This window comes from Butyrivibrio sp. VCD2006, assembly GCF_000423925.1.
Taxonomy (GTDB): domain Bacteria; phylum Bacillota; class Clostridia; order Lachnospirales; family Lachnospiraceae; genus Butyrivibrio.
Map to the genome: position 1 here is coordinate 106,811 of NZ_AUIX01000003.1, position 26,845 is coordinate 133,655.

20 protein-coding genes are annotated in these 26,845 nt (G+C 40.5%); 1 reads left to right on the forward strand and 19 read right to left on the reverse strand.

Annotated elements, in window-relative coordinates:
• Positions 1-24 precede the first annotated feature (24 nt).
• From G586_RS24575 to G586_RS0103290, 13 genes are all read right to left on the reverse strand, one after another.
• On the reverse strand, positions 25-1,563 hold the full coding sequence (locus tag G586_RS24575; protein WP_051204466.1) for an Ig-like domain-containing protein: 1,539 nt from the start codon (positions 1,561-1,563) through the stop codon (positions 25-27).
• A 90-nt stretch (positions 1,564-1,653) separates the two neighbouring features.
• Positions 1,654-3,303, reverse strand: coding sequence for a putative manganese-dependent inorganic diphosphatase (locus G586_RS0103235; RefSeq protein ID WP_035772346.1), 1,650 nt, complete (start codon positions 3,301-3,303; stop codon positions 1,654-1,656).
• Positions 3,304-3,411: 108 nt separating this feature from the next.
• A complete protein-coding gene (locus G586_RS0103240) occupies positions 3,412-4,200 on the reverse strand; it encodes a hypothetical protein (RefSeq protein ID WP_155834014.1) in 789 nt (262 codons plus the stop codon).
• 157 nt (positions 4,201-4,357) lie between these two features.
• Positions 4,358-6,085 carry an ABC transporter ATP-binding protein gene (locus G586_RS0103245; protein ID WP_035772348.1) on the reverse strand — a complete coding sequence of 576 codons (1,728 nt, stop codon included), beginning with the start codon at positions 6,083-6,085 and terminating at the stop codon, positions 4,358-4,360.
• Positions 6,078-7,817, reverse strand: coding sequence for an ABC transporter ATP-binding protein (locus G586_RS0103250; RefSeq protein ID WP_026526555.1), 1,740 nt, complete (start codon positions 7,815-7,817; stop codon positions 6,078-6,080). The genes G586_RS0103245 and G586_RS0103250 overlap by 8 nt, the downstream gene beginning before the upstream one ends.
• Positions 7,814-9,394 carry an RsmB/NOP family class I SAM-dependent RNA methyltransferase gene (locus G586_RS26875; RefSeq protein WP_026526556.1) on the reverse strand — a complete coding sequence of 527 codons (1,581 nt, stop codon included), beginning with the start codon at positions 9,392-9,394 and terminating at the stop codon, positions 7,814-7,816. The genes G586_RS0103250 and G586_RS26875 overlap by 4 nt, the downstream gene beginning before the upstream one ends.
• Positions 9,384-9,758, reverse strand: coding sequence for a metal-dependent transcriptional regulator (locus tag G586_RS0103260; RefSeq protein WP_026526557.1), 375 nt, complete (start codon positions 9,756-9,758; stop codon positions 9,384-9,386). The genes G586_RS26875 and G586_RS0103260 overlap by 11 nt, the downstream gene beginning before the upstream one ends.
• A gap of 168 nt (positions 9,759-9,926) precedes the next feature.
• A complete protein-coding gene (gene rny / locus G586_RS0103265; protein WP_155834015.1) occupies positions 9,927-11,486 on the reverse strand; it encodes a ribonuclease Y in 1,560 nt (519 codons plus the stop codon).
• 102 nt (positions 11,487-11,588) lie between these two features.
• Positions 11,589-12,212, reverse strand: a complete 624-nt coding sequence (locus G586_RS0103270; protein WP_026526559.1) for a RecX family transcriptional regulator — start codon at positions 12,210-12,212, stop codon at positions 11,589-11,591.
• A 5-nt stretch (positions 12,213-12,217) separates the two neighbouring features.
• Positions 12,218-13,288: a recombinase RecA gene (gene recA, locus G586_RS0103275; protein WP_026526560.1), complete on the reverse strand. Its 1,071-nt coding sequence runs from the start codon at positions 13,286-13,288 to the stop codon at positions 12,218-12,220.
• Positions 13,289-13,491: 203 nt separating this feature from the next.
• On the reverse strand, positions 13,492-13,902 hold the full coding sequence (locus G586_RS0103280) for a hypothetical protein (protein WP_026526561.1): 411 nt from the start codon (positions 13,900-13,902) through the stop codon (positions 13,492-13,494).
• 149 nt (positions 13,903-14,051) lie between these two features.
• Positions 14,052-14,813: an RNA polymerase sigma factor region1.1 domain-containing protein gene (locus tag G586_RS0103285; protein WP_035772351.1), complete on the reverse strand. Its 762-nt coding sequence runs from the start codon at positions 14,811-14,813 to the stop codon at positions 14,052-14,054.
• 72 nt (positions 14,814-14,885) lie between these two features.
• Positions 14,886-15,761 (reverse strand): membrane protein, encoded by an 876-nt coding sequence (locus tag G586_RS0103290; protein ID WP_026526563.1) that lies wholly within the window; start codon positions 15,759-15,761, stop codon positions 14,886-14,888.
• Between the two features lie 224 nt (positions 15,762-15,985).
• On the opposite strand from G586_RS0103290, the gene G586_RS0103295 reads away from it, so the two are divergent.
• On the forward strand, positions 15,986-20,257 hold the full coding sequence (locus G586_RS0103295; protein ID WP_026526564.1) for a 2-hydroxyacyl-CoA dehydratase: 4,272 nt from the start codon (positions 15,986-15,988) through the stop codon (positions 20,255-20,257).
• Between the two features lie 57 nt (positions 20,258-20,314).
• Here the strand turns inward: G586_RS0103295 and G586_RS0103300 are convergent, their stop codons facing one another.
• The 6 genes from G586_RS0103300 to hypE form a co-directional block, all read right to left on the reverse strand.
• Positions 20,315-20,791: a hypothetical protein gene (locus G586_RS0103300; RefSeq protein ID WP_026526565.1), complete on the reverse strand. Its 477-nt coding sequence runs from the start codon at positions 20,789-20,791 to the stop codon at positions 20,315-20,317.
• Positions 20,792-20,920: 129 nt separating this feature from the next.
• Positions 20,921-21,895, reverse strand: a complete 975-nt coding sequence (gene metA, locus G586_RS0103305; RefSeq protein ID WP_026526566.1) for a homoserine O-acetyltransferase MetA — start codon at positions 21,893-21,895, stop codon at positions 20,921-20,923.
• A 55-nt stretch (positions 21,896-21,950) separates the two neighbouring features.
• Positions 21,951-23,975, reverse strand: coding sequence for an NAD-dependent DNA ligase LigA (gene ligA / locus G586_RS0103310; RefSeq protein WP_026526567.1), 2,025 nt, complete (start codon positions 23,973-23,975; stop codon positions 21,951-21,953).
• Between the two features lie 78 nt (positions 23,976-24,053).
• Positions 24,054-24,767: a pseudouridine synthase gene (locus G586_RS0103315; protein ID WP_051204470.1), complete on the reverse strand. Its 714-nt coding sequence runs from the start codon at positions 24,765-24,767 to the stop codon at positions 24,054-24,056.
• Between the two features lie 114 nt (positions 24,768-24,881).
• Positions 24,882-25,721 carry an adaptor protein MecA gene (locus G586_RS0103320; protein WP_026526569.1) on the reverse strand — a complete coding sequence of 280 codons (840 nt, stop codon included), beginning with the start codon at positions 25,719-25,721 and terminating at the stop codon, positions 24,882-24,884.
• A gap of 123 nt (positions 25,722-25,844) precedes the next feature.
• On the reverse strand, positions 25,845-26,840 hold the full coding sequence (hypE, locus tag G586_RS0103325; RefSeq protein ID WP_026526570.1) for a hydrogenase expression/formation protein HypE: 996 nt from the start codon (positions 26,838-26,840) through the stop codon (positions 25,845-25,847).
• Positions 26,841-26,845: the final 5 nt, after the last annotated feature.

Consider the following 26,845-nt stretch of genomic DNA (forward strand, 5'->3'; position numbering starts at 1 on the left):
TTCTTTTCATAAAAGCATACGACTCTATTTTACAGTAACCTTGCAGGTTGCTTTCTTTTTGCCATCCTTTGTGGACACAGTAATTGTGCATTTCCCTTTACCCTTGGCTTTAACAACGCCTTTGTTGGTAATCTTGGCAACCTTTTTATTACTGCTCTTCCATACGAGCACAGTATCCTTAGCACCCGTTGGCGTTATTGTGGCAACGAGAGTGAATTTCTTTCCTTTTTTTATCTTAAGCTTTTTCTTATTAAGCTTAATTGATTTTACACTTGTATCTCCGCCTGTGACAGTTACATAGCAGGTTTCCTTCTTTCCATCCGGCGCAGAAACCGTAACCGTACAGGTTCCGGCAGAAACACCTTTGACTTTTCCGGATGAATCTACAGAAGCTATCTCCTTATCACTGCTCTTCCATGTAAGATTTGACTCAAATTTTGCAGGCTTAACCGTGGCCTTTAGTTGGCTTGTGGATCCCGCCTTAATAGTGAGTTTATCCTTACTTATTTCAAGAGACTTAACTGAAATGAAGGAGCCGACTGTTCCGGTATTATAACTGGCCTGACTCATAGGATGAGCAGATGTAAATGACGTATCCAAGTACTGAGACCATCTTGTATGGTCATCAAAATCCTTATCGCTCTTCATAAAGTAAGAATACTTTTCTTCATCTTTTCCCGCATCCCATGTCGCATCAATGTTATAGTAATAGCTACCTACTCGCACGATATTCCATCCATGGCCTCCGGTACTGGTATTCCCCGCAACAAATCTGCAATCCACACCGGCATCGTTAAGAAGTCTGTACACCAGTAGTGAGTATCCCTGGCATACAGCACTATTGTTGATAGCCGCTGAATAGCAGGTATACTTAATAGTCTGTGAGCTATTATCATACCTGACGTTATCGCAAACATAATTGTAAACAGCAAGGATTTTATCATATTCTCCCTTTGAAGCAAGAGAAAGACTATTTGAAATCTGTTTTACCTTTGCATTTACAGACTGTTCCTGAGCAGCAGTCGTATAGTAGGTCATATAAAAGGTGAATGTTCCACTGGTTTTACCATCTTTTTTGTTATAGGCTATCTGCATTCCCATGCCGCTATAGCCCCATTTCAGATAATCGCCCTCATCTCCCTTACCGGTATGCTGCATTGCCATATTAAAAGCACTGCTTTCCATCGATACCATTGTCGCAGCATCATAGTTTGTCCCGGGAAGTTCAAAATAAACATAGACATTCTTGTCCTTATTCTTAAGCTTTTCTCTAATTACAGCAGCAGCCTCACCAACAGTGCTGACCTTATTCTCCGCATTAAGTACAGCCTTCTCTGTAACCTTGAGCTCACCGGCATGATAAAGATCGTTTACCGAAACCAGTCCCGCATACAAAGGATTCACAAAATAAACTGCATCTGTTGTAGGAAGATACTGTTCATTTTCCAGATTTTCTTCTGCTGATGAAATAATTGGATTTTGCGCCGAAAAACTCACGAAAAGAAAGGCTATCAGAGCGATAGCAATGAACCTTACTTTATCCCTCATAAAGAAATTTTTCATTAAATAACCCTCAATAACGAAAAAATGTTACTGAGGGTATTATAACACATTTTGGAATTGTTGACATTTACATAGTGATAACTGATTTTATTATTGCCGAAGAGCTTCAACAATAGTAGGAAGAAGCTGCTTTTTCCTTGAAACCACACCTTTAAGCAGAGCAATATTATCACTTCCTGCAACAACATGGAATCCGGCATCTATTATACTTTCAGCCTTATTTCCTTCAAAAGCCACAATTGATGATTCACTGATAATATTCGTCATCATAAAGAAGATCATATCAAGTCCATCACTTTGCATAATATTCTTAAGCTCCGGAAGTACTCTGTCCTTTATCTCGGCGAGTTCCTCTGCGCTCATGGAATTAACCTGTCCGATACCGATTGTCTTATCCTCAACAGTGAACTTTTTAAAGTCCTGATGAACAATCTGGCTTGGTGTCTTGCTACCCATGTTAGAGCCTGCACGGAACATCTCTCTTGCGAATTCCTCAACATCTATCTCTGCAATGGCAGCCAGTTCATTTCCCGCCTGCTTGTCTATCTCAGTGCATGTAGGCGATCTGTACATAAGAGTATCAGAAATTATTGCAGACAACATAAGTGAAGCCATTGTCTTGTCCACCTCTATGCCTGATTCCTTGTACATGGAATAGATAATCGTGCATGACGAGCCAAGAGGCTGATTTCTGAAAAATACCGGATTAGCAGTTTCTATCGATGTACCAAGTCTGTGGTGGTCTATAATCTCGAGAATTTCCGCACTATCCGCACCATCTACAGTCTGGCTCTTCTCATTGTGATCAACAAGCACCAGCTGCTTTTTTCTTGCCCCCAATAAGTTACGGCGTGAAATCATGCCCACATAATTATCATTCTCATCGAGTACCGGAAAATATCTGTGCCTTACCTGTGCCATAGTCTGCTGAATATCTTCGATAAAATCATTCATATGAAAAGAAACAAGCTTTTCTCTTTTCATGATGGAACCAACCGGCGCACTTTCATTTATAAGTCTTGCAACCGTGAAGGTATCATAAGGCGTTGTTATAATTCTGCAGCCTCTCTCTTCGGCCAGTTTCTTAATAGTATTGGTAACCTTAGCATCAATACACACAACAATACAAGCCGCTTCATTCTCAATAGCAACAAGCTGTGTCTCGTATCTGTTTCCACAGATTACTATATCTCCGGGATCTATTACCTCTTCCATAATTTCAGGAGATGCTGTAGCGATAAGGACCTTACCCGTTGTTATCTGTTCAGACATATCTCCCACAAGCATATTGCCATCAAGAGTATCAACAATGTTGCCATAATAGGTCTTGGTTTCAGAAAGTATTGTAGCATCATGAACCTCCATGCATGTTTCCATTATGTCATTGGTCGTAATAAGACCTGTAAGCTTGCCATTTTCAGTCACGCAAAGAGTAACTACGTTCTCTTCCTTCATTCTCTCCCATGCGCGTTTAAGGGAAATATGATCATCTTCCGCATGGAGATCACGTATCTCCATATCACAGACCTGAGTTCTGACATCCTTAGTATAAATCGGAGACTGAATTCCAAATCTGCCTAGAACGAACTGTGTCTCCTCATTCAAGTGTCCGCAGCGTCTTGCTTCGTATTTGTCCTCTCCCGCGATCTTATTCTTGAGATTTGCATAGCAAATGGCCGCACATATTGAATCTGTATCTGGGTTTTTGTGTCCGATTACGTATACCGGTCTCTTCTTCATAAATATCTCCTGAAAATTGTAAGTGATACCATTTATAGGAATATGTAATTTATCATAAAACAAAAGGACAGTAAATACTGCCCTTTTATTTTAACTCATTTTATAAAATTATTTTACTTTTTTTACACGAAGCTGAACAGGAATGTTGTCACCATAAGATGCATTACTAAACTTAATATAGTATTTCTTTCCTTTTTTAAGCTTGATTGTCTTGGATTTTGCCCAGCCCGAACCTGCCGACAGCGTTGCTTCAAATCTGTCATCTTTCTTTGTCTTTGACTTAAATCCTTCTACCTTTGCAAATGAGTAGCCTGAGGTCTGCGTATTAACTGCCGAAAATTTATATTTTCCGGTACTTGGTGCTTTAAATACGTACCAGTCAACATCGGAATCCGTATCGCAAACAGCTCCGTTATATGTTTTATTTAACTTAATCTTCGTTGCATTTGAAGCGTAATTATTGCTTTCCTTCTCAAGATTTCCCGGGTCTTTGAAGTAAACCTTAAAGACAACATCAAGCTCTTCATCATTGAAGAAAGGCGAATAAGTCAGCGTAGCAGTCTGTCCGGGTTTAAAGACAAACCATGCCGAATAACGCTTTCCATCTCCCGGATATATGGAGTCCGAATAGTAATTGCGATAGTCTACTGTAAGCACAGCCTTAAGTGGTGAATATTGATCCCTACCTTCAACCGCAGTCTCTACGATTGTCATAGCATCGCTAGGTGTCGAAAATGTGAATGACTGCGCTTTACCATCGGAAATCTTAATTCTGTATTCCTGATTACCATTTATTACTTCAGCTGCTCTAACCTCATATGTATTTACAGTAAATGCACCTAAAGCAATAGCTGCAGACAGCACTATCCCCGTGAGTCTTTTTAAAACTTTTTTCATATCATATTTCCCCTTTTCTTTTATTTCTGTGCAAAGCACAGCCGTTCCCCCTGATACATCGTGATACCGTTTTTCCGGTAAGCGATGCAATAAGTTCCGTTTTTACAAACAGAACTTTGTTATTATAACATAAATCAGATAATGAGAAAACACAGAATTATTGCTCAAACTGGCTTCTGTAAAGCTCTGAATAGAATCCTCCTTTTTCAAGAAGCGAGTTGTGATCTCCCTGTTCTATTATGCGGCCATCCTTCATGACCAGAATTCTGTCAGCTTCCCTGATAGTCGAAAGTCTGTGAGCTACAATAAAGCTTGTTCTTCCAATCATCATCTTCTGAAAAGCACGCTGAATTCTCATCTCAGTTCTGGTATCGATAGAGCTCGTTGCCTCATCAAGAATCAGCATAGGCGGAACATTAAGCATAATTCTTGTAATACATAAAAGCTGCTTTTGTCCTTGTGATAAAAGTCCGCCATCTTCTCCGATTACAGTATCATAGCCATTAGGAAGCCTTTTAATAAAGCTATGAGCATGTGATTTCTTCGCTGCTTCAATCACCTCTTCATCAGAGTAGCCTGCTCTTCCGAGAGTTATATTATCTCTTATAGTCCCTGTGCGAAGCCATGTCTCCTGGAGCACCATACCATAGTTCTCTCTAAGGTTTTCCCTCTTTAAGTCTCTGATATTTTTATTCTCAACTATTATGCTTCCCTTATCGACATCATAGAAACGCATGAGCAGATTTATGATTGTCGTCTTACCGCTTCCTGTAGGACCGACTATTGCAACTCTCTGTCCCTCTTTAACGGACAAGGTAAGATTTTTTATAAGCTCTTTTTCCTTGTCATAAGAAAAGAAGACATCATCTATCTCAATATTTCCTTTTACATCTTCAAGTTTTTCAGGTGCATTGGTATCTGAGATTTCAGGTGTTTCATCAATGAGATCAAAAACTCTCTTAGCACATGCAAGCGCATTTTGAAGCTCTGTAACAACTCCGGAAATCTCGTTGAAGGGCTTTGTATACTGAGTCGCATAGCTCAGGAAAATTGTAAGTTCACCAACGCTCATTAAAGATCCGACACACACGAAAGCACCAAATAGTGCAACAAAAGCATAAACAATGTTGTTAACTACTCTTGTGCTTGGATTTGTAAGCGAAGATATAAACGTTGCCTTAAGGCTTGTTGCAGCAAGTCTGTCGTTAATTTCATTGAAAACTGTCTCATTTTCCGCTTCATGCCCAAATGCTTTGACAACCTTAAGGCTACCTATCATTTCGTCAATAAGGGCAGTCTGCTCAGCTCGTGCCTTTGATTGTTCGCCAAAAAGCTTATATGATCTTGTGGCGATAAATCTTGCAACAAGCAGTGAAACAGGTGTAAGTACAACTACAACAAACGCAATCTGCCACTGAAGGTAAAACATAAAGGCAAGTGTACCAAGTATTGTCACAACTCCGGTAAAGAGCTGGGTAAATCCCATTAGTAGTCCATCAGCAAACTGGTCCACATCAGCAATTATCCTACTTACCACTTCACCCTGTGGATGGGAATCAAGATACTCAAACGGAAGTATCTGCAGCTTATCAAAAGCATCATTTCTCACGTCTCTTACAACACCGAAAGTAATCTTGTTGTTTACGCCGTACATAAACCACTGGCATAGTGCAGATACAATAACAACTATCCCCATTCTGATAAGAAGCTGTCTTACAAGGTCAAAATCAACGTCACCTTTTCCTATTATGCAATCCACTACCTGTCCTGCAATGATTGGTGCGTAAAGTGCTAGTATAGCCGATACAACAGCAAATAGTATGGAAAAGAAAATCAAAACTCTATATGCGGCTGCATATTTCAGGACTCTTTTAAGTTCACGCATTTGCAGCCTCCTTTCCAAACTGAGACTCATAGATTTCTCTATAGGTCTCACTGTTCTTAAGGAGTTCTTCATGGGTGCCGATGCCGTCTACGTGACCATCATCTAGAACAATTATCTTGTCGCAGAATCTTATGGATGCTGCTCTCTGGGAAACAATAAACGTAACCGGTTTATAAGGAAGCTTTGCTATAGCATTTCTAAGATTTTTATCTGTCATATTATCAAGAGCAGATGAACTGTCATCGAGAATAAGTACCTCCGGCTTTTTCACAAGTGCTCTTGCTATTGTCAGGCGCTGCTTCTGACCTCCGGAAAGATTTCTTCCTCCCTGTGTTATTTCAGCCAGAAGGCCTCCCTTCTTTTCTTTGACTACTTCTGATGCCTGAGCCGCATTTAGCGCATCCCACATTTCCTCATCACTGGCATTTTGGTTACCCCAGAGAAGGTTATCTCTGACCGTTCCCTTAAAGAGGACTGCTTTCTGAGGGACAATTCCTATTATTTCCCTAAGTGATTTAACACTAAGCTCTCTTACGTCCCTGCCCTTGAATCTGACAGTTCCCTCAGATGCATCATAAAATCTTGGGATGAGATTTATAAGCGTTGTTTTTCCGGAACCGGTTCCACCGATAACGCCGATTGATTCACCTTTCATAGCCGTAAACGAAACACCTGAAAGAGAATCCTCACTGTCCCCCGTGTATCTGGCGCATACATTCTCAAAAGAAATAACCGGCTCACCATCGGAAATCACAATGCTCTTTGCATCCAAGCTGCCATCTTCCATGGAGCCTTTTTTCTCAAGCATAAGCTGAACTCTGTTTCCGCATGCAAATGATCTTGTGATGTTTATAATTAGATTGGCAAGCTTAACAAGCTCAACAAGAATCTGTGACATATAGTTATAAAGAGCCACAACTGCGCCTGTTGAGAGAGCCCCGACATACACCTTATCCGCGCCCTGCTTTAAGAGGATTATTATTGCAAAATTAAGAACAACATAGGTTATCGGGTTCATTAAAGCAGAAATTCTTCCAACGTATTCCTGGAGCTTTGTAAGCTTCTCGTTTTTCTCCTTGAAAACTGTCGCCTCTTCATTCTCAAGTCCAAAAGCTCTAATCACTCTTACTCCGGAGAGATTCTCCCTTGTACGTCCAAGGACTTTATCAAGGAGTTCCTGCACCATCTTATATCTTGGTATTCCCCAAAGCATGATTCCAAATACAACAACAGAAAGAACCAGAATGGTTATAAGAAAAATAAGTGCCTGCTGAAAGTCGATCGTAAATGCCATGACCATAGCACCAAATACTACAAAGGGTGATCTTAGGAGCAATCTTAATGTAAGATTGACACCTGATTGTATCTGGTTAATGTCGCTGGTCATTCTTGTTATAAGCGTAGTTGTTCCAAGAGTATCTATCTGTTCATATGATAGTCCCTGTATATTCTTGAAAAGAACCTTCTTTATCGAAGCTGCAAAGTATGCAGAGGCCTTAGCAGCAAAATACTGAGCTGTGACAGAGCAAATATATCCAACAACTGCCAGCATTATCAGAACAAGACTCATCCTGATGATGTACGGTTTGTCACTGTTTCTGATTCCATTATCGATTATCGCAGCAACCACAAGCGGAACAATCAGTTCAAAGCTTGCCTCTAACAATTTGAAAAGCGGTCCCATGGCCGCTTCCAAAGTGTATTTCTTTATATATTTAAGTAGCTTAATCATGTATAAATTCTAAGTCCTTTCGGATAATGATTTTTAAAAATGCCCCCTGCATATTTAGCCCATCCAAGGCTATATCCCGCTGTTGTAACAAGATACCATCCGTTTTGCATGTCCGCTTCCCTAAAGCTCATACCACCTATAAACTGCATGGACTTTTCGGAAAGTTCGTATGTAAGCTTTACGTTCTCTTTAGAAAGTGTAAGAGCAAGAGCATGTGAAGGCTCAAATCTGCCGTTCTTAATTGTTCCAAGATGAAGTCCGGGACGCATTACAGAAAGGCCATTTATTCCCGGCATACCTTCTGGCGCAAGATAAAGCTGTTCGCCAAACATAAACGGAGTACCACTAAATACTCCCTCAATTCTTACTAAAGACTTGGCTCCTCTTTGGCCTTTTTTACCGGACTTATTCTTTTTATCACCTTTAGAATCATCAGATCTTTTCGCAGTTTCCTCAGCAAAAGATACATCTACAAGAAATTCATTGGCAAACTCGATAAATGACTTAATGTCATCACTATTTACAGTTTTAAGCTTACCATTAATCCCATAGAGTCCTTTATTTAAAGTGATATCGCCAGCCTTTTCAAATGCAGCAAGAAAATGGCCTTCGCCGCTTATTCTATGAGGCCATAATCTGACTGAGCATTTTGAAAGACTTGAATCAAGTAAATCTTTATCAATGTTTTCCAAGGAATTATTTTCATCTTGAGGATGACTAATTGCACTAAGTGCACCATCATTTAATATACTTTCAAGGTATCTGGCCTTTCCACGTTCCATGCCATCAAAGAGCTGTATATCTAATGGCTTTAGCCCCATCGATATCAAATTATGTACCTGAAGTTCATCCTCTTCAGGTGCAAAGGTACAGGTCGAATAAACAAGCCGCCCACCCGGAGCAAGCATTTTCACAGCTTCTATCAGAATGTCCTTTTGCCTTTTTGCGCATAAAGCAACATTTTCAAGGCTCCAGTTATCAATCGCCTCATCATTTTTCCTGAACATACCCTCACCGGAACAAGGTGCATCCACAAGTATCTTGTCAAAATATCCCTCGAAAATCTCCGAGAGTTTTTCAGGTCTCATATTAGTAACAAGTGCATTTCTTATTCCAAGTCGTTCAATATTCAGCGAAAGAATCTGTGCTCTCTTTTTATCTATCTCATTAGTAACAAGAATACCTTCTCCATTCATTCTGCAAGCAATCTGTGTACTCTTGCCACCAGGAGCTGCGCAAAGATCAAGTATCTTCTCACCAGGCTTTGGATCAAGATAATGCACCGGCGCCATAGCACTGGGCTCCTGAATATAATATAATCCGGCCTCATGAAAGGGGTGCTTTCCGGGAGCTCCATCGGAATATACCCTGGCATTCTTTTCCCAATCGACCTCGTTAGTTATTCTGATATCAGCGTTTTTTAGGTCATCCAAAACCTCATTTTTTAAGCCCGTTACTTTAAATGGGTTAATTCTTAACGCAGATATCTTCTCTCCCGAAATAGCTTTCTCAAAATCAGGATAATCTTCTAAAAGTAATGCTCTAATTCTATTTTCAAAGTTAATATCAAAGCTCATCTTTATGCTCTTTTATAAATTTCTTTATTCCTTTAAAGGTCTCAGGACTAATAATATGCTCGATTCTGCAAGCATCGTTTTCAGCAATTTCAGGGCTGACCTTAGCTGTAAGCATAAGGAACTTGGTAAGATTTGTATGTCTGTCATAGACACTTTTAGCCTTCTTTAAGCCATCTTCCGTAAGCTCAAGCTCACCATCATCAGCTACTGTTATATAACCGTTTTCCTTTAATATTCCAACTGCTCTTGAGACACTGGGTCTTGAAAACCCAAGTTCATTAGCAACATCTATTGATCTAACATATCCATTTTTCTTCTTTAAGAGATATATTGTTTCGATATAGTCTTCACCGGATTCCTGCATGATAACCTCCTTAAATCTGAAATATTCTGAGTAATAGTATATTATAAACTGTTAGCATCATCAAACAGAAACTTAAAGAAATATAAGTGTTTACGGCATGAAAATACCCTCATTACTGTTATCCAATAATGAGGGTATATATCTGTCTCTTCTGTAGTTACAGCGTAATTACTTCGCGTAATCAGTTGCTCTGCTCTCACGAATAATATTAACCTTGATCTGTCCGGGATATTCCATCTCGTTCTCAATCTTCTTAGCAATATCTCTTGCCATTAATACCATATCGGAGTCGCTTATCTGCTCGGGAACAACCATTACTCTGACTTCTCTTCCGGCCTGAATAGCAAATGAGTGATCAACGCCCTTAAAGCTTCCTGTGATCTCCTCGAGTTCTTTTAATCTGCTGGTATAAGTTTCCAGTGTCTCTCTTCTAGCTCCGGGTCTAGCAGCTGAAATTGTATCAGCGGCCTGAACCAATACTGCTATGAGTGACTGAGGCTCAACATCACCATGATGTGCCTCAACTGCATTGATGACGGTTGCAGACTCTTTATACTTCTTACAAATATCAACACCAAGTGAAATATGTGAGCCTTCCATTTCATGATCAACAGCCTTACCGATATCATGAAGAAGACCTGCTCTCTTAGCTATACGTACATCAAGCTCCAATTCTGAAGCCATAAGTCCACAAAGCTGTGATACTTCAACTGAATGCTTAAGTGCGTTCTGACCATAACTTGTACGGAAACGCATACGACCAAGAAGTTTGATAATTTCAGGATGAAGTCCGTGAACACCTGCTTCAAGTGCGGCATTCTCACCCTCTTCTTTAATCTTGTTGGCAACTTCCTTCTGTGCCTTCTCAACCATCTCTTCAATTCTTGCAGGATGGATTCTTCCATCTACAATAAGTTTCTCAAGAGCAATTCTTGCAACTTCTCTTCTGATAGGATCAAATCCTGAGATAACAACTGCCTCAGGTGTATCGTCAATAATAAGATCTACACCTGTCATTGTCTCGAGAGTTCTGATATTTCTACCCTCACGACCGATAATGCGTCCCTTCATCTCATCATTGGGAAGCTGAACAACTGAAATAGTTGTTTCGGAAACATGATCAGCGGCACATCTCTGAATCGCATTAACTACGATTTCCTTAGCACGCTTGTCTGCTTCTTCCTTTGCCTCCGCTTCCATGTTCTTAATCATGACTGCGGATTCATGTTTTACGTCATCTTCAACAATTTTTAAAAGATACTCTTTTGCCTGCTCGGAGGTTAAGCCTGAGATTTTCTCAAGTTCCTGTCTTCTCTGCTCATCCAGCTTTGCAACCTCTTGCGTTTTCTTGTTCAATGCATCTTCACGTGCATTTAAACTGGCCTCTTTCTTCTCAATTGCTTCTGATCTTTTCTCGACATTTTCTTCTTTCTGCTGAACTCTACGTTCTGAACGTTGAACCTCTGCTCTCCTATCCCTCACTTCTTTTTCAAGCTCATTTCTAGCCTTAAGTGATTCTTCTTTTACTTCCAGGAGTTTTTCGCGCTTCGATTCATCGGCAGCTCTTACAGCATCGTCGATGATTTTTCTTGCCCTTTCCTCTGCGGTTCCGATCTTACTCTCATTCTCCGCGTCAATTTTCTTTTGACGGAAGGTCATGATCAATGCGGTTACCAGTACTGAAATGACAAGAGTTGCTGCTACTGCTACAAGTATAATTGTAAGCATACAGGAGCACCTCCTTATTCAATTTTCATTGTACGATATTTTGTATAAAACGAATTAAAAATGCATTATTTCATACAATATAACAACATATTAAGTTTAAACTTAGATGGTGCTTGTGTCAAGAGATAACGCTTTGCCGATAACGTCATTACTAAAGCCTTTTCGATACAAAAAAGCCATCAGTTTTTGTTTCTCTTCAAATGTTATTGAATCAGGATCGTAGTGCTTCTTCTTTAGAAGACTTACACACAGTGCCAGTTCAGGATCATTGTCTTCCTCGGTATAGGCTTCACTTAAGAGTCTTTCAATAATATCCGATGAAACACCTTTTTGAATCAGATCATGTTTTATCCTGTTTCTGCTTCTAAGATTCATCTGATATGCTATATAATCTCTTGCAAATCGTTCGTCATCGATATACTTATATGATTTAAGATAAGAAATTGCATCGTCTATTACCTCTTCCGTATACATCCCTTCTCTTAACTTATCTCTAAGCTTGCGTTCAGTATAATCTCGCTTCTGCAAAAGATTCATTGCTCTAAGTTTAGCTCTCTTTGGAATTACCGTTTGGGTTATTTCATTAAAAACAGGCGAAGAAATCTCTTCGCCTGTATGCAAACCATAACCTCTAATCTCTCCCCTGTACAGGATAAATGCGAATTCACCATCTATAAATACTTTAGATCGCTTATTATCTAACGCTACTATATCCGTTACAGTCATAAATGTTATGCCTCTTCTGTTTTTGATGTCTTAGTCTTTTTTCCTGTGGCTACAGGCTCTTCTCCCTTAGCCTCTTCGCCACCTTCAAGACCATAATGCGCTCTTACCTTAGCAGCGATCTCTTCAAGAACCTCGGGGTGCTCTGCAAGATATGTCTTTGCATTCTCACGTCCCTGTCCGATCTTATCACTGCCGTACTGATACCATGCTCCGCTCTTGTTAACAATATCAACTGCTGCAGCAAGATCAAGAACATCTCCTGTATAAGAAATTCCCTTGCCATACATGATATCGAATTCTGCCTCTTTAAACGGCGGTGCAATCTTATTCTTAACAATCTTGACTCTGGTGCGGTTACCGATAGATTCACCACTCTGCTTAAGAGTCTCAATTCTTCTGACATCCATTCTGACTGATGAATAGAACTTAAGGGCACGTCCGCCGGTTGTGGTCTCCGGATTACCGAACATAACGCCAACCTTCTCACGAAGCTGATTTATAAATATAACTGTACAGTTGGATTTGCTGATAACAGCTGTAAGCTTACGAAGAGCCTGTGACATAAGTCTCGCCTGAAGACCAACATGAGAATCACCCATATCTCCATCAATCTCTGCCTTGGGAACAAGCGCTGCTACAGAGTCTACAACAACTATATCGATAGCGCCTGAGCGTACCATTGTCTCACAGATCTCCAGTGCCTGCTCACCTGAATCAGGCTGAGAAATATAAAGATTATCAACATCAACACCGATGTTCTTAGCATATACCGGATCAAGAGCATGCTCAGCATCAATGAATCCTGCAATGCCGCCTCTCTTCTGAACCTCTGCGATCATGTGAAGTGTAACTGTGGTCTTACCACTGGATTCCGGTCCATAAATCTCAACAATACGTCCCTTAGGAATACCTCCAAGACCAAGTGCTATATCAAGGCTAAGTGAACCTGTGGGAGTAGTCTCCACGCTCATCTGTGCTGAAGGATCACCAAGCTTCATAACTGCACCCTTACCAAATTGCTTCTCAATCTGACCAAGTGCTGCCTCTAATGCTTTCTGCTTATCTTCTCTTTCCATACTGATCTTCTCCTTTTCTTTCAGAACAAGCGTTCTGTAATGATAATAAAACAAATGTTCGTTTGTGTCAACATAAAAAAACTCAAATTTTTACCTATAAACAAATAAAAAATGGAAAAATTGGCGACACGCCATAATTAAGACTTTTGTATATTACACATACAAAATGGAAAAGTCAACAAGAAATATTTATCTTCCACCTATCACACTGAGAACGCAAACAAAGCAAGCTTAGAGATTACAAGCTCCCTTACGATCATTCCTGCTTTTTCCTTCTCTTCTGCAGAAATAGCAGCAAATTCATTCATGGTATAGATTTTTTCCTGATAATGATCAGCTTTGCCTTTTCTCAACTGACTGACTCTGATCTTGGACTTAAGCTGCTTATATACGCGGAACTCATAGTCCTCCTCAGTGATATAGTAGAGATGACTTTCCAGGGTTGTTGAGGGATCCATATCTTTTATAATGTATCTCTCAACAATAGTCTTAAACTTGAACGGTGCCATTTCATCCGCGAGGATATCCTTATAGCTGAGTCTTGCTCCAAAATAATATCTTGAAACATCCTGCATCATGTATTTAAAATCATCCTCGTTTACAATGTTATACAAGCACTTATCCCCTTTGCTCTAAACTGATATTATCATTTTCGGTGTCCAATATTTGCCACACCTGTCATAATTTTTGCCGGCTAACAAAAACAGCCGGCATTTTTATAATCTCATCAACAAAATTATTTCAATTTTCACTAATGATTAAATTATTTATTTTCAGGAGTATAACTAATATCCTCTATCTGATTACCGCATGCCTTTATAGCTTCGAGTATCTTTGATTTCTCCCAGCCTGTCTCTTCTGCAAGTTCATCAACCGTGCAGCTTCTTCTAAGTTCATCGGCAAGTTCCTTGGCCTTGTCCGCTACCTCCTGAACAAGCCGAACTGCTTTCTGTGCCCTTGCGGTTTCAGCAGCATCATCTTCAATCAGATTTTCCATGGCATCCATTACCATCTGTGCCAGATAAGCATCACATTCCTTATGGTCATCAACTGAAGAAAGATCATTTGACGCCTTCATAAGAGCGATATTCCCTTCCCCAATAAGGTCCTCCAGTAAAACGCCCTGCTCAGCATAGAGCTTAGCAACATCAACGACCATAGGGAGACTGAGCTCAACAAGTCTTTTCTTTGCATCTGCTTCACCGGCCATCGCAGCTATAGTTATAGCCTCTTTTTCACCATCCGAAACAGTTTCAAGCATAGAGAGCTCCTCAAGATATTCCGAGAGATAGCCCGTCTCCTCTTCGCTTAAATATTCTGTTGAATCAATTGCTTCACCCACACCAATATTGTGTGCTTTTAAGTAATCATAAATAAGGCTGTACTGTGCATCACTAAGTTCGAGTGCCTCAAATGCATCCCTTATTTCATCTTCCGTAACAGTTCCACCCTGTCTCCTTGCATGCTTTGTAAGCTCAGACAAGGTCTTGGCAAATTCCTGTTCTTTATTATCAAGATTAGACATATAAATCCCCTTTGTAATTCAGTTCTTTCTCAGGCTAGTTAAAATCAGCCTTATTACGAATACACTATTTAATCACTTTACATGAGTATGTGTAAACAAATGCTCCTGGCAATACTCATAATTGCCATTGCACTTAGAGCAGAATCTGAATTCCAGAGTCGGATCATCATTCTCAGATCTGCCGCATACTGCGCATTTATGCTTAGTTATGCCTGGAGGTGTTATCTTCACTGAACGCTTAAAGTCATTCCTTCTCTTAACCTCCTTGGGACGAAGGTGCATAAGACGGCCACCTGAAAACCAGAAAATCGCAAATGTAAGAAGTGAGGCTGTAATTGCAAAGAACAGATAGATATTACCACCTAAAAATGCCGAAATTGCTTCAAATGCAAGCCAACAGCCATAAACTATTCCAAGCCACTTCATCTTGAGCGGAATTATAAACATAAAAAGTACGACATTGTCAGGGAAGGTCGCTGCAAATGCAAGCAGAATCGACATATTTATATAATATGTGCTGAAAACATATGAAATTGTCTGCATAAGCATGGATATTTCCGTGCTACCAAGATCTGAACCATACATGATCATTACATATGCATAAGATAAAAATGATGCAATGATCATCAAAAGAAGTCCTGTGAATATATAGAGATTATACTTATATTCTCCCCAAACTCTCTCCATCGTAGTACCAATGGAATAGTAAAAGTACAGCATAATCAGCACGAAAAACAGATTACTCTCTGACGGTGGTACGATTATCCAGGTCACAAGTCTCCATACCTGTCCATGAAGAATAGCATATGGATTCAGAGTCAGGTAATTTAATAATCCCGACAAAACAGGCGCAAATCTTAAAATATAGCCTATGATATAACAAATTATCAGAATCAAAGTCAGATTCCTTATAGCATATTTTCCAAATTTCTTCTCAAATTCGCTCATAATACTCCAATCAAATCCCTTTTTAAAGGTTCAATTTTATTGCGCAGAATACGCATTTCTTTAAGAGTTTATCACACTTTTGGGCCTTTTGCACCTCAGTTTGCATAATTGATTTTTAAAGTTTCTTAGATTATAATGTAGCGTAATGCGCTTTTTATTAGCAATATAAATATAAGTAGTTACAGTACACATTTTAAAGTTTTAAGGTTCAGAGGTTTTTATTTATGATTTCAAAGGACTACACGCTTGGTATTGATATAGGTTCTACGACTGTCAAAATCGCACTTATGGATGCTGACAGAAATATTGTCTTTTCAGATTATAAGAGACATTTTGCCAACATTCAGGAGACCCTTTTATCACTTCTTCAGGATGCAGCTAAGGTAAGCGGTAATGTCACTCTTCATCCGGTTATAACAGGATCTGGCGGACTGACTCTTGCCAGCCACCTTGAAGTTCCTTTTGTTCAGGAAGTTATATCCGTATCTACCGCACTTAAGGCTCTTGCTCCGAAAACTGATGTAGCAATTGAGCTTGGTGGTGAAGATGCCAAGATTATTTACTTTGAAGACGGTAATGTTGAGCAGCGAATGAATGGTATCTGTGCAGGTGGTACAGGCTCCTTTATTGACCAAATGGCATCTCTTCTTCAGACAGATGCATCGGGTCTTAATGACTATGCCAAGAATTATCAGTCACTCTACACCATAGCTGCACGCTGCGGTGTATTTGCAAAATCAGATATTCAGCCTCTTATCAACGAAGGTGCGACTAAGGAAGATCTCGCTGCTTCAATTTTCCAGGCAGTTGTTAATCAGACTATCAGCGGACTTGCCTGCGGTAAGCCTATCCGCGGTCATATCGCTTTCCTTGGTGGTCCTCTTCATTTCCTTTCCGAGCTTAAGGAAGCTTTTATCCGCACATTGAAGCTTGATGATGAGCATATTATAGATACAGACAATTCTCATCTGTTTGCTGCAATCGGTTCAGCTATGAACGCAAAGGAAGATTGCTTCTATTCAATGGTTGATATGATTGGCAAGCTCAGTCACAAGATAACTATGGCTGCCGAAGTTTCTCGACTCGAGCCTCTTTTTGAATCTGAGGACGAGTATAAGGAGTTCTTAGACCGTCAGAACAATTATCGCGTAAAAACGGCTAAGCTTGATAACTATAGAGGCAATGCTTTTCTCGGAATTGACGCAGGTTCAACCACAACAAAATGCGCACTGGTATCAGAAGACGGTGATCTTTTATATTCATTTTATTCAAGCAATAACGGAAGTCCTTTAAAAACTGCTATCAGCTCCATCCAGGAGATATATAAGCTTATGCCTGAAGGCGTTAACATTGCCCGCTCCTGCTCTACAGGTTATGGAGAGGCTTTGCTAAAATCCGCTCTTATGCTTGATGATGGTGAGGTAGAGACAATAGCTCACTACAATGCTGCTGCATTCTTTGATCCTGAGGTTGATTGTATTCTTGATATCGGCGGTCAGGATATGAAATGCATTCATATAAAAAACGAGACTGTAGACAGTGTTCAGCTTAATGAAGCATGCTCTTCAGGTTGCGGAAGCTTTATTGAGACCTTCGCAAAGTCCCTTAATTATAGTGTTCAGGATTTTGCAAAGATCGCTCTTTTTGCTGAAGCTCCCATAGATCTCGGAACACGTTGTACTGTATTCATGAATTCACGAGTTAAGCAGGCACAGAAGGAAGGTGCTTCTGTCGCTGATATTTCAGCAGGTCTTGCATACTCTGTTATTAAGAATGCTCTTTTCAAGGTTATCAAGGTTTCTGACGCAAAAGAACTCGGAGACCATATTGTAGTACAGGGTGGAACATTCTATAACGATGCTGTACTCAAGGCTTTTGAGAAGATTTCAGGTGCCCAGGTTACTCGTCCTGATATCGCAGGAATCATGGGTGCGTTCGGTGCTGCTCTTATAGCAAGAAACAGATTCCATGAGAAAAACAGCTCTAAGACCACCATGCTTACTATTGATCAGATCAATAAACTTGAGTATTCAACAAGCATGACAACCTGTCAGGGATGTACAAACCACTGCCGCCTCACTATCAACAAATTCACAGGCGGACGTCAGCACATTTCCGGTAATCGCTGTGAGCGCGGTATCGGTAAAGTTAAAAATGCTGCAGGTATCCCTAATCTTTTTGATTATAAATATAAGAGAATTTTCGATTACAAGCCGCTTAATGAAGTCGAGGCAAAGCGCGGAACAGTTGGTATACCCAGAGTGCTTAATTTCTATGAAAATTATCCTTTCTGGTTTACATTCTTCACCAAGCTTGGATATCGCGTTGTTTTGTCACCCAGATCAACACATCAGATCTATGAGCTCGGTATTGAATCTATTCCCAGTGAATCAGAATGCTACCCTGCTAAGATCTCTCACGGACATATTGAATGGCTTATCAGAAATAACGTGGACTTTATCTTCTATCCCGGACTTTTCTATGAGAGAGATGAGGTAGAAGGTGCAACAAACCACTACAACTGCCCTATTGTTACCTCTTATTCCGAGAACATCAAGAATAATGTTGAATCAATAACAGAAGGCAAAGTAAAGCTCAGAAACCCCTTCATGTCATTTACAAGTCTTAAAACTGCAACCGACGCTCTCGTTAAGGAGTTTTCAGAAATTCCTGCCGGCGAGATCATAAGCGCTGCAAAGGATGGCTGGCATGAAATGGAAATAGCCAGAGACGATATCCGTAAAAAGGGTGAAGAGACTCTTCGCTGGATGAAGGAAAATAATAAGCACGGTATCGTTGTTGCCGGTCGTCCCTATCATGTGGATCCCGAGATCAACCACGGTATACCTGATATGATCTGCTCCTATGGTGTAGCAGTCCTTACTGAGGATTCCGTATCCCATCTTGGAACACCTGAGAGACCGCTTATCGTATCTGACCAGTGGATGTACCACTCACGTCTGTATGCTGCAGCAAGCTTTGTCCGCACCAGAGATGACCTTGATCTCATTCAGCTCAATTCCTTCGGATGCGGTCTTGACGCTGTAACAACTGATCAGGTTAACGATATCCTTTCAGGTTCTGATAAGATTTATACCTGCCTAAAGATCGATGAGGTCAACAATTTAGGTAGTGCCAGAATAAGAGTACGTTCACTCCTTGCTGCTATTCGCGTAAGAGCTCAGAAGGAAAACCGTGAGCGTCAGATCGGCTCAACAGCCATTAACAGGAAGCTTTTCACAGAGGAAATGAGACAGAATTACACAATCCTCGTACCGCAGATGTCTCCTATTCACTTCGACATCATAGAGCCTGCCATGGCTGCCTGCGGCTACAATATTGTTGTAATGCAAAACGACAATAAGCATGCTATCGACATGGGTCTTAAATATGTAAACAATGATGCATGCTATCCTTCACTCTGGGTTGTAGGTCAGATTATGGATGAGCTTCATTCAGGCAAATATGACCTTAACAAAACTGCAGTACTTATGAGTCAGACAGGTGGTGGTTGCCGTGCTACTAACTATGTTGGTTTTATCAGACGTGCTCTTAGAAAAGCCGGCATGGAGCAGGTACCGGTTATCTCTGCTAACCTTAGTAAACTCGAGGCTAACCCCGGCTTCCATATTAACTTAGAGCTTCTTCAGAGAGCTGCTTATGGTGCTGTATTTGGAGATATATTCATGAGATGCGTATATCGTATGCGTCCTTATGAGAAGGTACCCGGATCTGTTAATGCTCTTCACGAAAAATGGAAGAAGAAATGCATAAGCTTCGTATCCGAAAAGCATATGAGTTTCTTTAAGTTCCAGCGCATGTGCAAAGAGATTGTTGAGGACTTTGATAAAATCGAGATAACGGATGAAATCAAACCTAGAGTTGGTGTTGTTGGTGAGATCCTTGTTAAGTTTGCACCGGCTGCCAATAATCATCTTGTAGAGTTGTTGGAATCAGAAGGTGCCGAGGCAGTAGTTCCTGATCTTTTGGACTTCATGCTCTACTGCTTCTACAATCAGATATACAAGGCTGATCACCTCGGAACAAGTGCTAAGACAAAGGCTTTTTGCAGAGCAGGAATCTGGGCTCTTGAAAGACTCCGCGGTGGTGCAACAAAAGCATTTGAAAAGAGTGTTCACTTCGATGCTCCCACAAGCATCTACAAGCTCGTTGAATATGCAAAGCCTATAGTTTCAATCGGTAACCAGACCGGTGAAGGATGGTTCCTCACTGGTGAGATGGTTGAGCTCATTAAGGAAGGTGCTTCCAATATCGTCTGCACACAGCCCTTTGGATGTCTCCCAAACCACGTAGTAGGTAAGGGTGTTATCAAGCAGATGAGAAAGCTTTATCCCGGCTGCAACATTGTAGCAATTGACTACGATCCGGGTGCCAGTGAAGTAAATCAGCTTAACAGAATCAAGCTTATGCTCTCTACTGCTCATACCAAAGCACAAGAGGAAGTAAGACTGGAAGAAGCAAAGGCAATTTCATAATAGTTTATAAAGCAGTAACAGCCGGTGCAATTGCACCGGCTGTAATAATGTTCTAATTTATTTAGCTTTATCCTTAAGCTTATCTATGTCATCCTGAAGACGCTCCATAGCAAACTCATTAGACCTAAGAGCTAAATGAGCTTTTAGTGAACGGTTGTGTACATCATTCCTCTTCTTAAAATAATCAAGAAGACCTTCATCTTCAATTTTTAAATATCCGTCAGCTATGGCTCCGGGAAGAACGAACTTCTTTACCACATCAGAAAACTCAACTTCGATGTATTTGCCTTCCTGCTTAACAATGGTTCCCTTACCAAACTTCTCATGGCTGATTTTTAAATCCAGCGCATCTTTATCTCCAAGAGCTGCTGCTTCTTTATCGAGATCATCAATCTCTTTTTCCATATTGGCATGCTCAGCCTTAAGTTCTTCCATCTTCTTAGCATTTTCTTCAAGAAGTTCTTTGGTTCTCTTGGTTCTGGTCTTAGTTGTGGTCTTAACTTCCTTCTCTTCCTCTTCAAGATCTAAACCCATCGCATACCCCTTTTCCGCAGACGTAAATCTGCATTGATAAACATAATCGATATATAACATTTTACCTTATTTACTAGCGTTTGCGGTGGATATTAGTCTTTTTTCATAAAACTTTTATGTTTTATAAAGTCAATTCTTACTATTTTCTTCAGTCAGAATTTTCGTTGCCTTAAGCTTTCTCTCCTCATTGAGTATCTGTCCCCACTGATATGGAGTTGCCTGATATACATAATAATCAAGCCAGTTTGAGTAAAGATTGTTACAGTGTGATCTCCATGTGAGTCTGGGAGTATTATCCGGATCATCATCGGGATAATAGTTTTCAGGTATATGAATAGGCAGATCCTTACTGAGATCACGAATGTATTCGTTATGAAGAGTCAATCTGTCATACTCAGCATGTCCCATTACGAAGATGTTCTTTCCATCACGGCTCATGCACAGGAAAACTCCTGCTACTGTAGATTCGGCTAAAACCACCAGATCCTTGCAGGCATGAATATCAGCTGAAGGCGATTCAGTATGTCTTGAATGTGGCATTAAGAAAACATCATCAAATCCTCTTACAAGCGGCACCTTTCTATTCTGAACAGTATGCTCAAAAAGTCCGAAAAGCTTCTCCTGCAGTGGTCTTTTTTGTATTCCATAATGATAATATAGTCCAGCCTGAGCTCCCCAACAAATATGGAAGGTTGATGTTACATTAGTTTTGGACCACTCAAAAATATCACAGAGTTCATTCCAATAATCAACCTCTTCGAACTCCATCTGCTCTACCGGTGCGCCGGTAATAATAAGACCATCATAGGTATTTTCCTTAAGTTCATCAAAGGTATGATAGAACCTGTTAAGATGGTTGGGTGAAGTATTGAGCGATTTATGGCTCGAAACCCTCATAAATGATACGTCAATCTGAAGAGGCGTATTTGATAAGGATCTTAAGAGCTGAAGCTCAGTATCCTCTTTTAAGGGCATCAGATTCAATATACAAATATTCAAAGAACGAATATCCTGATGCATAGCGCGGTTCTCATCCACAACAAAGATGTTCTCTTTTTCAAGTATTCCCCGCACCGGGAGATCATTCATAATCTTAATAGGCATTTCATATCCTCCCCTGACCTTATGAATATAGGTAGATTCCTACAAGGTCTGTATATTATTTTATCATTTCCAAAAACTCAGCTTCACTGATTATTTTTATACCAAGATCCTGAGCCTTAGTCAGTTTACTTCCTGCAGCTTCTCCTGCAAGAACCATTGAAGTCTTTTTCGATACACTTCCTGCAGCCTTACCACCATTTTTCGTTATGAGTTCCTCAGCTTCTTTACGTCCAAGAGTCGGCAATGTACCTGTTACTACAATAGTCATACCACTCAGCTTATCGGAAGCCCCCTCATCCTCTGTAACAGTCATATTAACGCCGGCTTCCTTCATTCTAAGTATAAGCTGCTCATTCTCCTCATTATGGAAAAACTCGTACAAGTCATTTGCTGTAGTCTCTCCAATATCTGGCATGGATAAGAATCCATCCACTGTTATTTTGAAAAGATCCGTCAGATCAGAAACATGCTTCATGATCTCTCTTGCTGTAGCCTTGCCGACATTTCTTATTGCAAGTCCCGTAAGCAGCATAACCGGATCATTTGTCTTGGACTTTTCAATCTCTGCCAAAAGCTTATCCGTATTCTTTTCCTTACCGATTATACCTTTTTCAATCATCTCATCACGATATTTATAAAGCTCATAAATATCGGCATAATTCTTGAGGTATCCATCCTTTGTAAGTGCTTCTATTAAGGTATCGCCAAGTCCCATAATGTTCATGGCATCCCTCGATGTAAAATACGCTATAGTTCTTGTAACCTGAGCAGGGCAAGTCGGATTAACGCATCTTATATCCGCAGTATCCTCCTCCCGCACAAGCTTGTGGCCACATACAGGACAATTCTCCGGAGCCATGTAAATCTCTGAAGGCTCTTCAACGCATCCGTTCAGCTTAGGTATAATCTCTCCTGACTTAAAGAGCTTATATGCACCGCCTATACCAATCTTCATATCCCTTATATAGTCCTGATTATGAAGAGTTGCCCTTGAAACAGAAGTGCCGCAAAGTCTTGCCGGCTTTCCGGTCTCTCTGTCATGAAAGCTTCCTGTAAATGTAAGCTTACCTGTTCTTCCCACATCTACAATAATCTCATCCATAACTACTATTTTTTCTTCAGGCGGATACTTATAAGCGATATGTCCGCTGGAATATTTGCTGCCAGCCGGGAAGTCATCTCTCCATGCTGTTCGGTCAACCTTAATTACTGCCCCGTCAAGGTCAAAGGTAAGATCAAATCTCTCTTCGCCAATAGCATCAATAGCTGCAAGAACATCTTCCGCACTGCTACATAATCTGTGCCTTACCACCGGTATTCCTAAGCCTTCAAGAGTATCAAGTGCTCTGCAATGGCTCTCCATAAGCTCAGCAGGTCCATCCTGAACATTGAATACAAACATTCTAAGGCCACGTTCTTTTGTAACTGCACTATCAAGCTGCCTTAAAGTACCTGCAGCAAGGTTTCTGGGATTTGCTGCGAGCTTTTTCCCAAGCTTTTCCTGTTGCTCATTGAATCTGTCGAAATCCTCGTGAGACATGTAGACTTCCCCTCGAAGTTCAAGATACTCGGCATCATATTTGATTTCTTTTTGAACATCAGGAATAACAAGCGCGTTTATGGTAACATCCTCACCTATTCTTCCGTCTCCCCTGGTCTCAGCCATAACAAGCTTCATATAGCCCTGTTTATCCGGATCTGCCTCATATCTGAGGGTCATGCTAAGTCCATCAATTTTTTGTTCAACGGAAAACTCCGCTCCGGGATGCTTCTCATGGACCTTATTAATCCAGGAAGTCACATCTTCCTTGTCAAACACATCCTCTATTGAAAGCATAGGCACATTATGCGTTACCTTAACTCCCGCCTCTCTTTTAGCAGTGCCTCCAATGATCTGGCTGGGAGAATCCTTTGTAATAAGCTCAGGATACTCCTTCTCCATTTTCTTGAGTTCCTGCATCATCTGATCATACTCATAATCAGATATCTCAGGCGCATCCTGGTTGTAGTAAAGATCCATATTATGCCTGATCCTGTCGGCAAGCTCTTTATATCTGTTTTGTATTTCTAAATCCGCCATTAAAAATCTCCCCAATAATATTTGCCCACTTGTTCGAGCGTTTTTTCATATTCTCGTAAAAAGAAATGCCAGTTTCTTTTACTTAATTCCGACTATTTTGTATAAGTCCAAAAGCTCCTTGCCATCAAGAATCCTGTACTCAGAATATTTAAGCCCTCCAAGCTCAATATTGCATATCCTGACTCTTTTTAGCTTAATAACTTCGTAGCCGAAAGCCGCACACATTCTCCTGATCTGTCTGTTTAGCCCTTGCGTCAATATTATACGAAAACATGTGTCCGATATTTTTCCCGCCTTACATGGCTTTGTTGTCTGATCAAGGTCACTTAGATATACACCTTTTTCCATATCCTGTAAAAACCTGTCAGTGATTTTTTTATCCACCTCGACAAGATATTCTTTTTCATGACCGTTCCTTGATCGCATCATAGCCTGTATAAGGTCCCCGTCATCGGTAAGGATCATTAGTCCTTCGGATTCCTTATCAAGGCGCCCGGCGTAGGTCACACGCCTGTCAAATTTGAGATCTTCGATAATTGTTCTCTCTGCGTGTTCATCCTTTTCGGTACACACTACTCCAACAGGCTTATTATATGCAATTACTACTTTATCGCTGCTAAGCTTAAGTCTCTTTCCATCAAAAATCACTTCGTCATTTTCAGTGACTTTCATGCCCTGCGTAGCCCTTTGCCCACCTACGGTTATCTTCCCCTCGTCAATCAGCTTATCCGCTTCACGCCTGGAACACACTCCGCACATCGCGATAAATTTATTTAATCTAATCTCTTCCATATCACCAGATATATTCTTAAATCACTTTTTATGCGAAAAACGGAACGTCCTTCATTGGAAGTCGTCCCGTTTGGTAACTCTAAATTTATAAATACAGTGGTCCTTCTTCGAAAGTTATAAACTGCGGAGTCTCTCAATAGCGTCTCCGCTAAGTACTGTATCAAAGCTCTCATCCATGTGGCAGATAATAGTATCCTTCGTTGTAACAAACTTTCCGAATTCATAGCACACAGAGAAAATAGCTGCAAAGGTCTTTGCATTCTCATTTTTCCTGTCAAATACCATGTAAAAACTGTTATTGGAAGGGTTTCTATATAAGGAGCTTCCCATAACAACATAATCCGGGATCTGCTTACTTAGCAAAATCGCGGTACGAAGGTCTTTGATTTCAAATACAAAGGTCTTGAATCCAATTTTTTCGAGTTCATTTGTATTTCTGCTCTTATCCTCAGATTCAATTTTGGAACGTCTGACAGGATTCTTCTTTTTAACAGGAATCGTATCGCCTCCATTGTCCTTCATATCCTCACCGGTCTTCTCCACCATGTTCTTAACAGAATTGGTGAAATCCTTAAGACTCTGGAGATACTCACTGAGCTTGGGAATTCTGTCTTCCTCCGGTACATCGCCAAGTTCCTCAAGGAAATTCTTAGGGAATCTGAGACCGGCTTTCTCCGTAAGGTTCTTAAGCATATCCGCAAAAGCACCCTCTGTATTTTCAGAAAGAGTAAGGGAAATCGAATGATCCGGAAGAACTGTTATCTGCATGGGGGTGAATGCACCCTGAGGTTTATAGTCAACCTCAACTGCAGCCTTCTCCATTACACCATGAAGGAAATCCATGGCCTCCTGACTCTTATCAAAGAGATCCTCAAGACGAAGTCCCTGCTCATCCATATCATCTTCAGTAATTATGCAGTTAACTGTATCCTTATTTACTCTGGTAAATTTCATAATACTACTCCAAAATATGCATTACACTAGAACCAATAATAGATATTAGTTACTTATAAACACAACATATAGTGCATTATAACACAGTACCTTCAAATTAAAAAGAAAAGAATAAGGCACCCATCAACAGATTCTCGGTAATCCTTCTCCGTAAAGAGGTCCGATGAGTCTTGTTCCTCCAATTGCGGTATGAAGTACTACACCAGAATTATCGTCTTTTTTTACCTCTCCGATAATAGCAGCATTCTCACCATATTTGGATTTTCTTATTATGCTTAATGCTCTGTCAGCATCTTCCCCTGCAACCACGCTTATCATTTTGCCTTCATTTCCCATATATACAGGGTCAAGACCGAGCATTTTACAAAAATCTCTCACTTCATTACTTACCGGAAGCTTATCCTGATAAATATGTATTTCACAATCAGAAGCGCCTGAGAACTCATGTAACACCGTTCCAAGGCCTCCACGAGTGACATCACGCATAGCATGTACTTTTATGCCTTCGTCGATGAGACCTCTGCTCATCTCTACGAGCGGAGCATTATCAGATACAATACTGTTCTTTATGTTCATTCTGCCTGACAAAATGGCTGCATGATGATCTCCCAGATTACCGGAAACAATTATCACATCTCCGTCTTTGCAACCTGAGGGTGATAATGAAACTCCCTTAGGCATAAAGCCGACGCCGGAAGTATTTATCATTATTCCGCCAAAATCTCCACGTTTTTCAACAACCTTGGTATCACCGGTTACAACTACCACTCCGGCTTCTTTGGCAGTATTCGCCATTGACTCGATTATCTTATCAAGATCATCAAGATCCATACCTTCTTCAAGGATGCATCCACAGGTAATGTACTTTGGAACAGCTCCGCTCATAAGAAGGTCGTTTACAGTGCCGCATACCGAGAGCCTTCCTATATCTCCACCCGGAAAAAAGTAGGGCGTAACAACAAAACTATCCGTTGTAACAGCAAGTCTCTCATGCCCCGGAACAACAGCTGAATCCTCAAGCTGATCCAGGTATTCGTTTTTGAAATGCTTTGCAAATATATTTTCAATTAGCTCAGTAGTAGAAGCTCCGCCGCTTCCATGTGCCATAGTAACTTTCATTTAAA

What these genes read in the sequence shown, in the direction of transcription:
- G586_RS24575 (WP_051204466.1), bottom strand. Translation starts at nt 1,563, where the DNA reads ATGAAAAATTTCTTTATGAGGGATAAAGTAAGGTTCATTGCTATCGCT.
- G586_RS0103235 (WP_035772346.1), bottom strand. Translation starts at nt 3,303, where the DNA reads ATGAAGAAGAGACCGGTATACGTAATCGGACACAAAAACCCAGATACA.
- G586_RS0103240 (WP_155834014.1), bottom strand. Translation starts at nt 4,200, where the DNA reads ATGAAAAAAGTTTTAAAAAGACTCACGGGGATAGTGCTGTCTGCAGCT.
- G586_RS0103245 (WP_035772348.1), bottom strand. Translation starts at nt 6,085, where the DNA reads ATGCGTGAACTTAAAAGAGTCCTGAAATATGCAGCCGCATATAGAGTT.
- G586_RS0103250 (WP_026526555.1), bottom strand. Translation starts at nt 7,817, where the DNA reads ATGATTAAGCTACTTAAATATATAAAGAAATACACTTTGGAAGCGGCC.
- G586_RS26875 (WP_026526556.1), bottom strand. Translation starts at nt 9,394, where the DNA reads ATGAGCTTTGATATTAACTTTGAAAATAGAATTAGAGCATTACTTTTA.
- G586_RS0103260 (WP_026526557.1), bottom strand. Translation starts at nt 9,758, where the DNA reads ATGCAGGAATCCGGTGAAGACTATATCGAAACAATATATCTCTTAAAG.
- rny (WP_155834015.1), bottom strand. Translation starts at nt 11,486, where the DNA reads ATGCTTACAATTATACTTGTAGCAGTAGCAGCAACTCTTGTCATTTCA.
- G586_RS0103270 (WP_026526559.1), bottom strand. Translation starts at nt 12,212, where the DNA reads ATGACTGTAACGGATATAGTAGCGTTAGATAATAAGCGATCTAAAGTA.
- recA (WP_026526560.1), bottom strand. Translation starts at nt 13,288, where the DNA reads ATGGAAAGAGAAGATAAGCAGAAAGCATTAGAGGCAGCACTTGGTCAG.
- G586_RS0103285 (WP_035772351.1), bottom strand. Translation starts at nt 14,813, where the DNA reads ATGTCTAATCTTGATAATAAAGAACAGGAATTTGCCAAGACCTTGTCT.
- G586_RS0103290 (WP_026526563.1), bottom strand. Translation starts at nt 15,761, where the DNA reads ATGAGCGAATTTGAGAAGAAATTTGGAAAATATGCTATAAGGAATCTG.
- G586_RS0103295 (WP_026526564.1), top strand. Translation starts at nt 15,986, where the DNA reads ATGATTTCAAAGGACTACACGCTTGGTATTGATATAGGTTCTACGACT.
- G586_RS0103300 (WP_026526565.1), bottom strand. Translation starts at nt 20,791, where the DNA reads ATGGGTTTAGATCTTGAAGAGGAAGAGAAGGAAGTTAAGACCACAACT.
- metA (WP_026526566.1), bottom strand. Translation starts at nt 21,895, where the DNA reads ATGCCTATTAAGATTATGAATGATCTCCCGGTGCGGGGAATACTTGAA.
- ligA (WP_026526567.1), bottom strand. Translation starts at nt 23,975, where the DNA reads ATGGCGGATTTAGAAATACAAAACAGATATAAAGAGCTTGCCGACAGG.
- G586_RS0103315 (WP_051204470.1), bottom strand. Translation starts at nt 24,767, where the DNA reads ATGGAAGAGATTAGATTAAATAAATTTATCGCGATGTGCGGAGTGTGT.
- G586_RS0103320 (WP_026526569.1), bottom strand. Translation starts at nt 25,721, where the DNA reads ATGAAATTTACCAGAGTAAATAAGGATACAGTTAACTGCATAATTACT.
- hypE (WP_026526570.1), bottom strand. Translation starts at nt 26,840, where the DNA reads ATGAAAGTTACTATGGCACATGGAAGCGGCGGAGCTTCTACTACTGAG.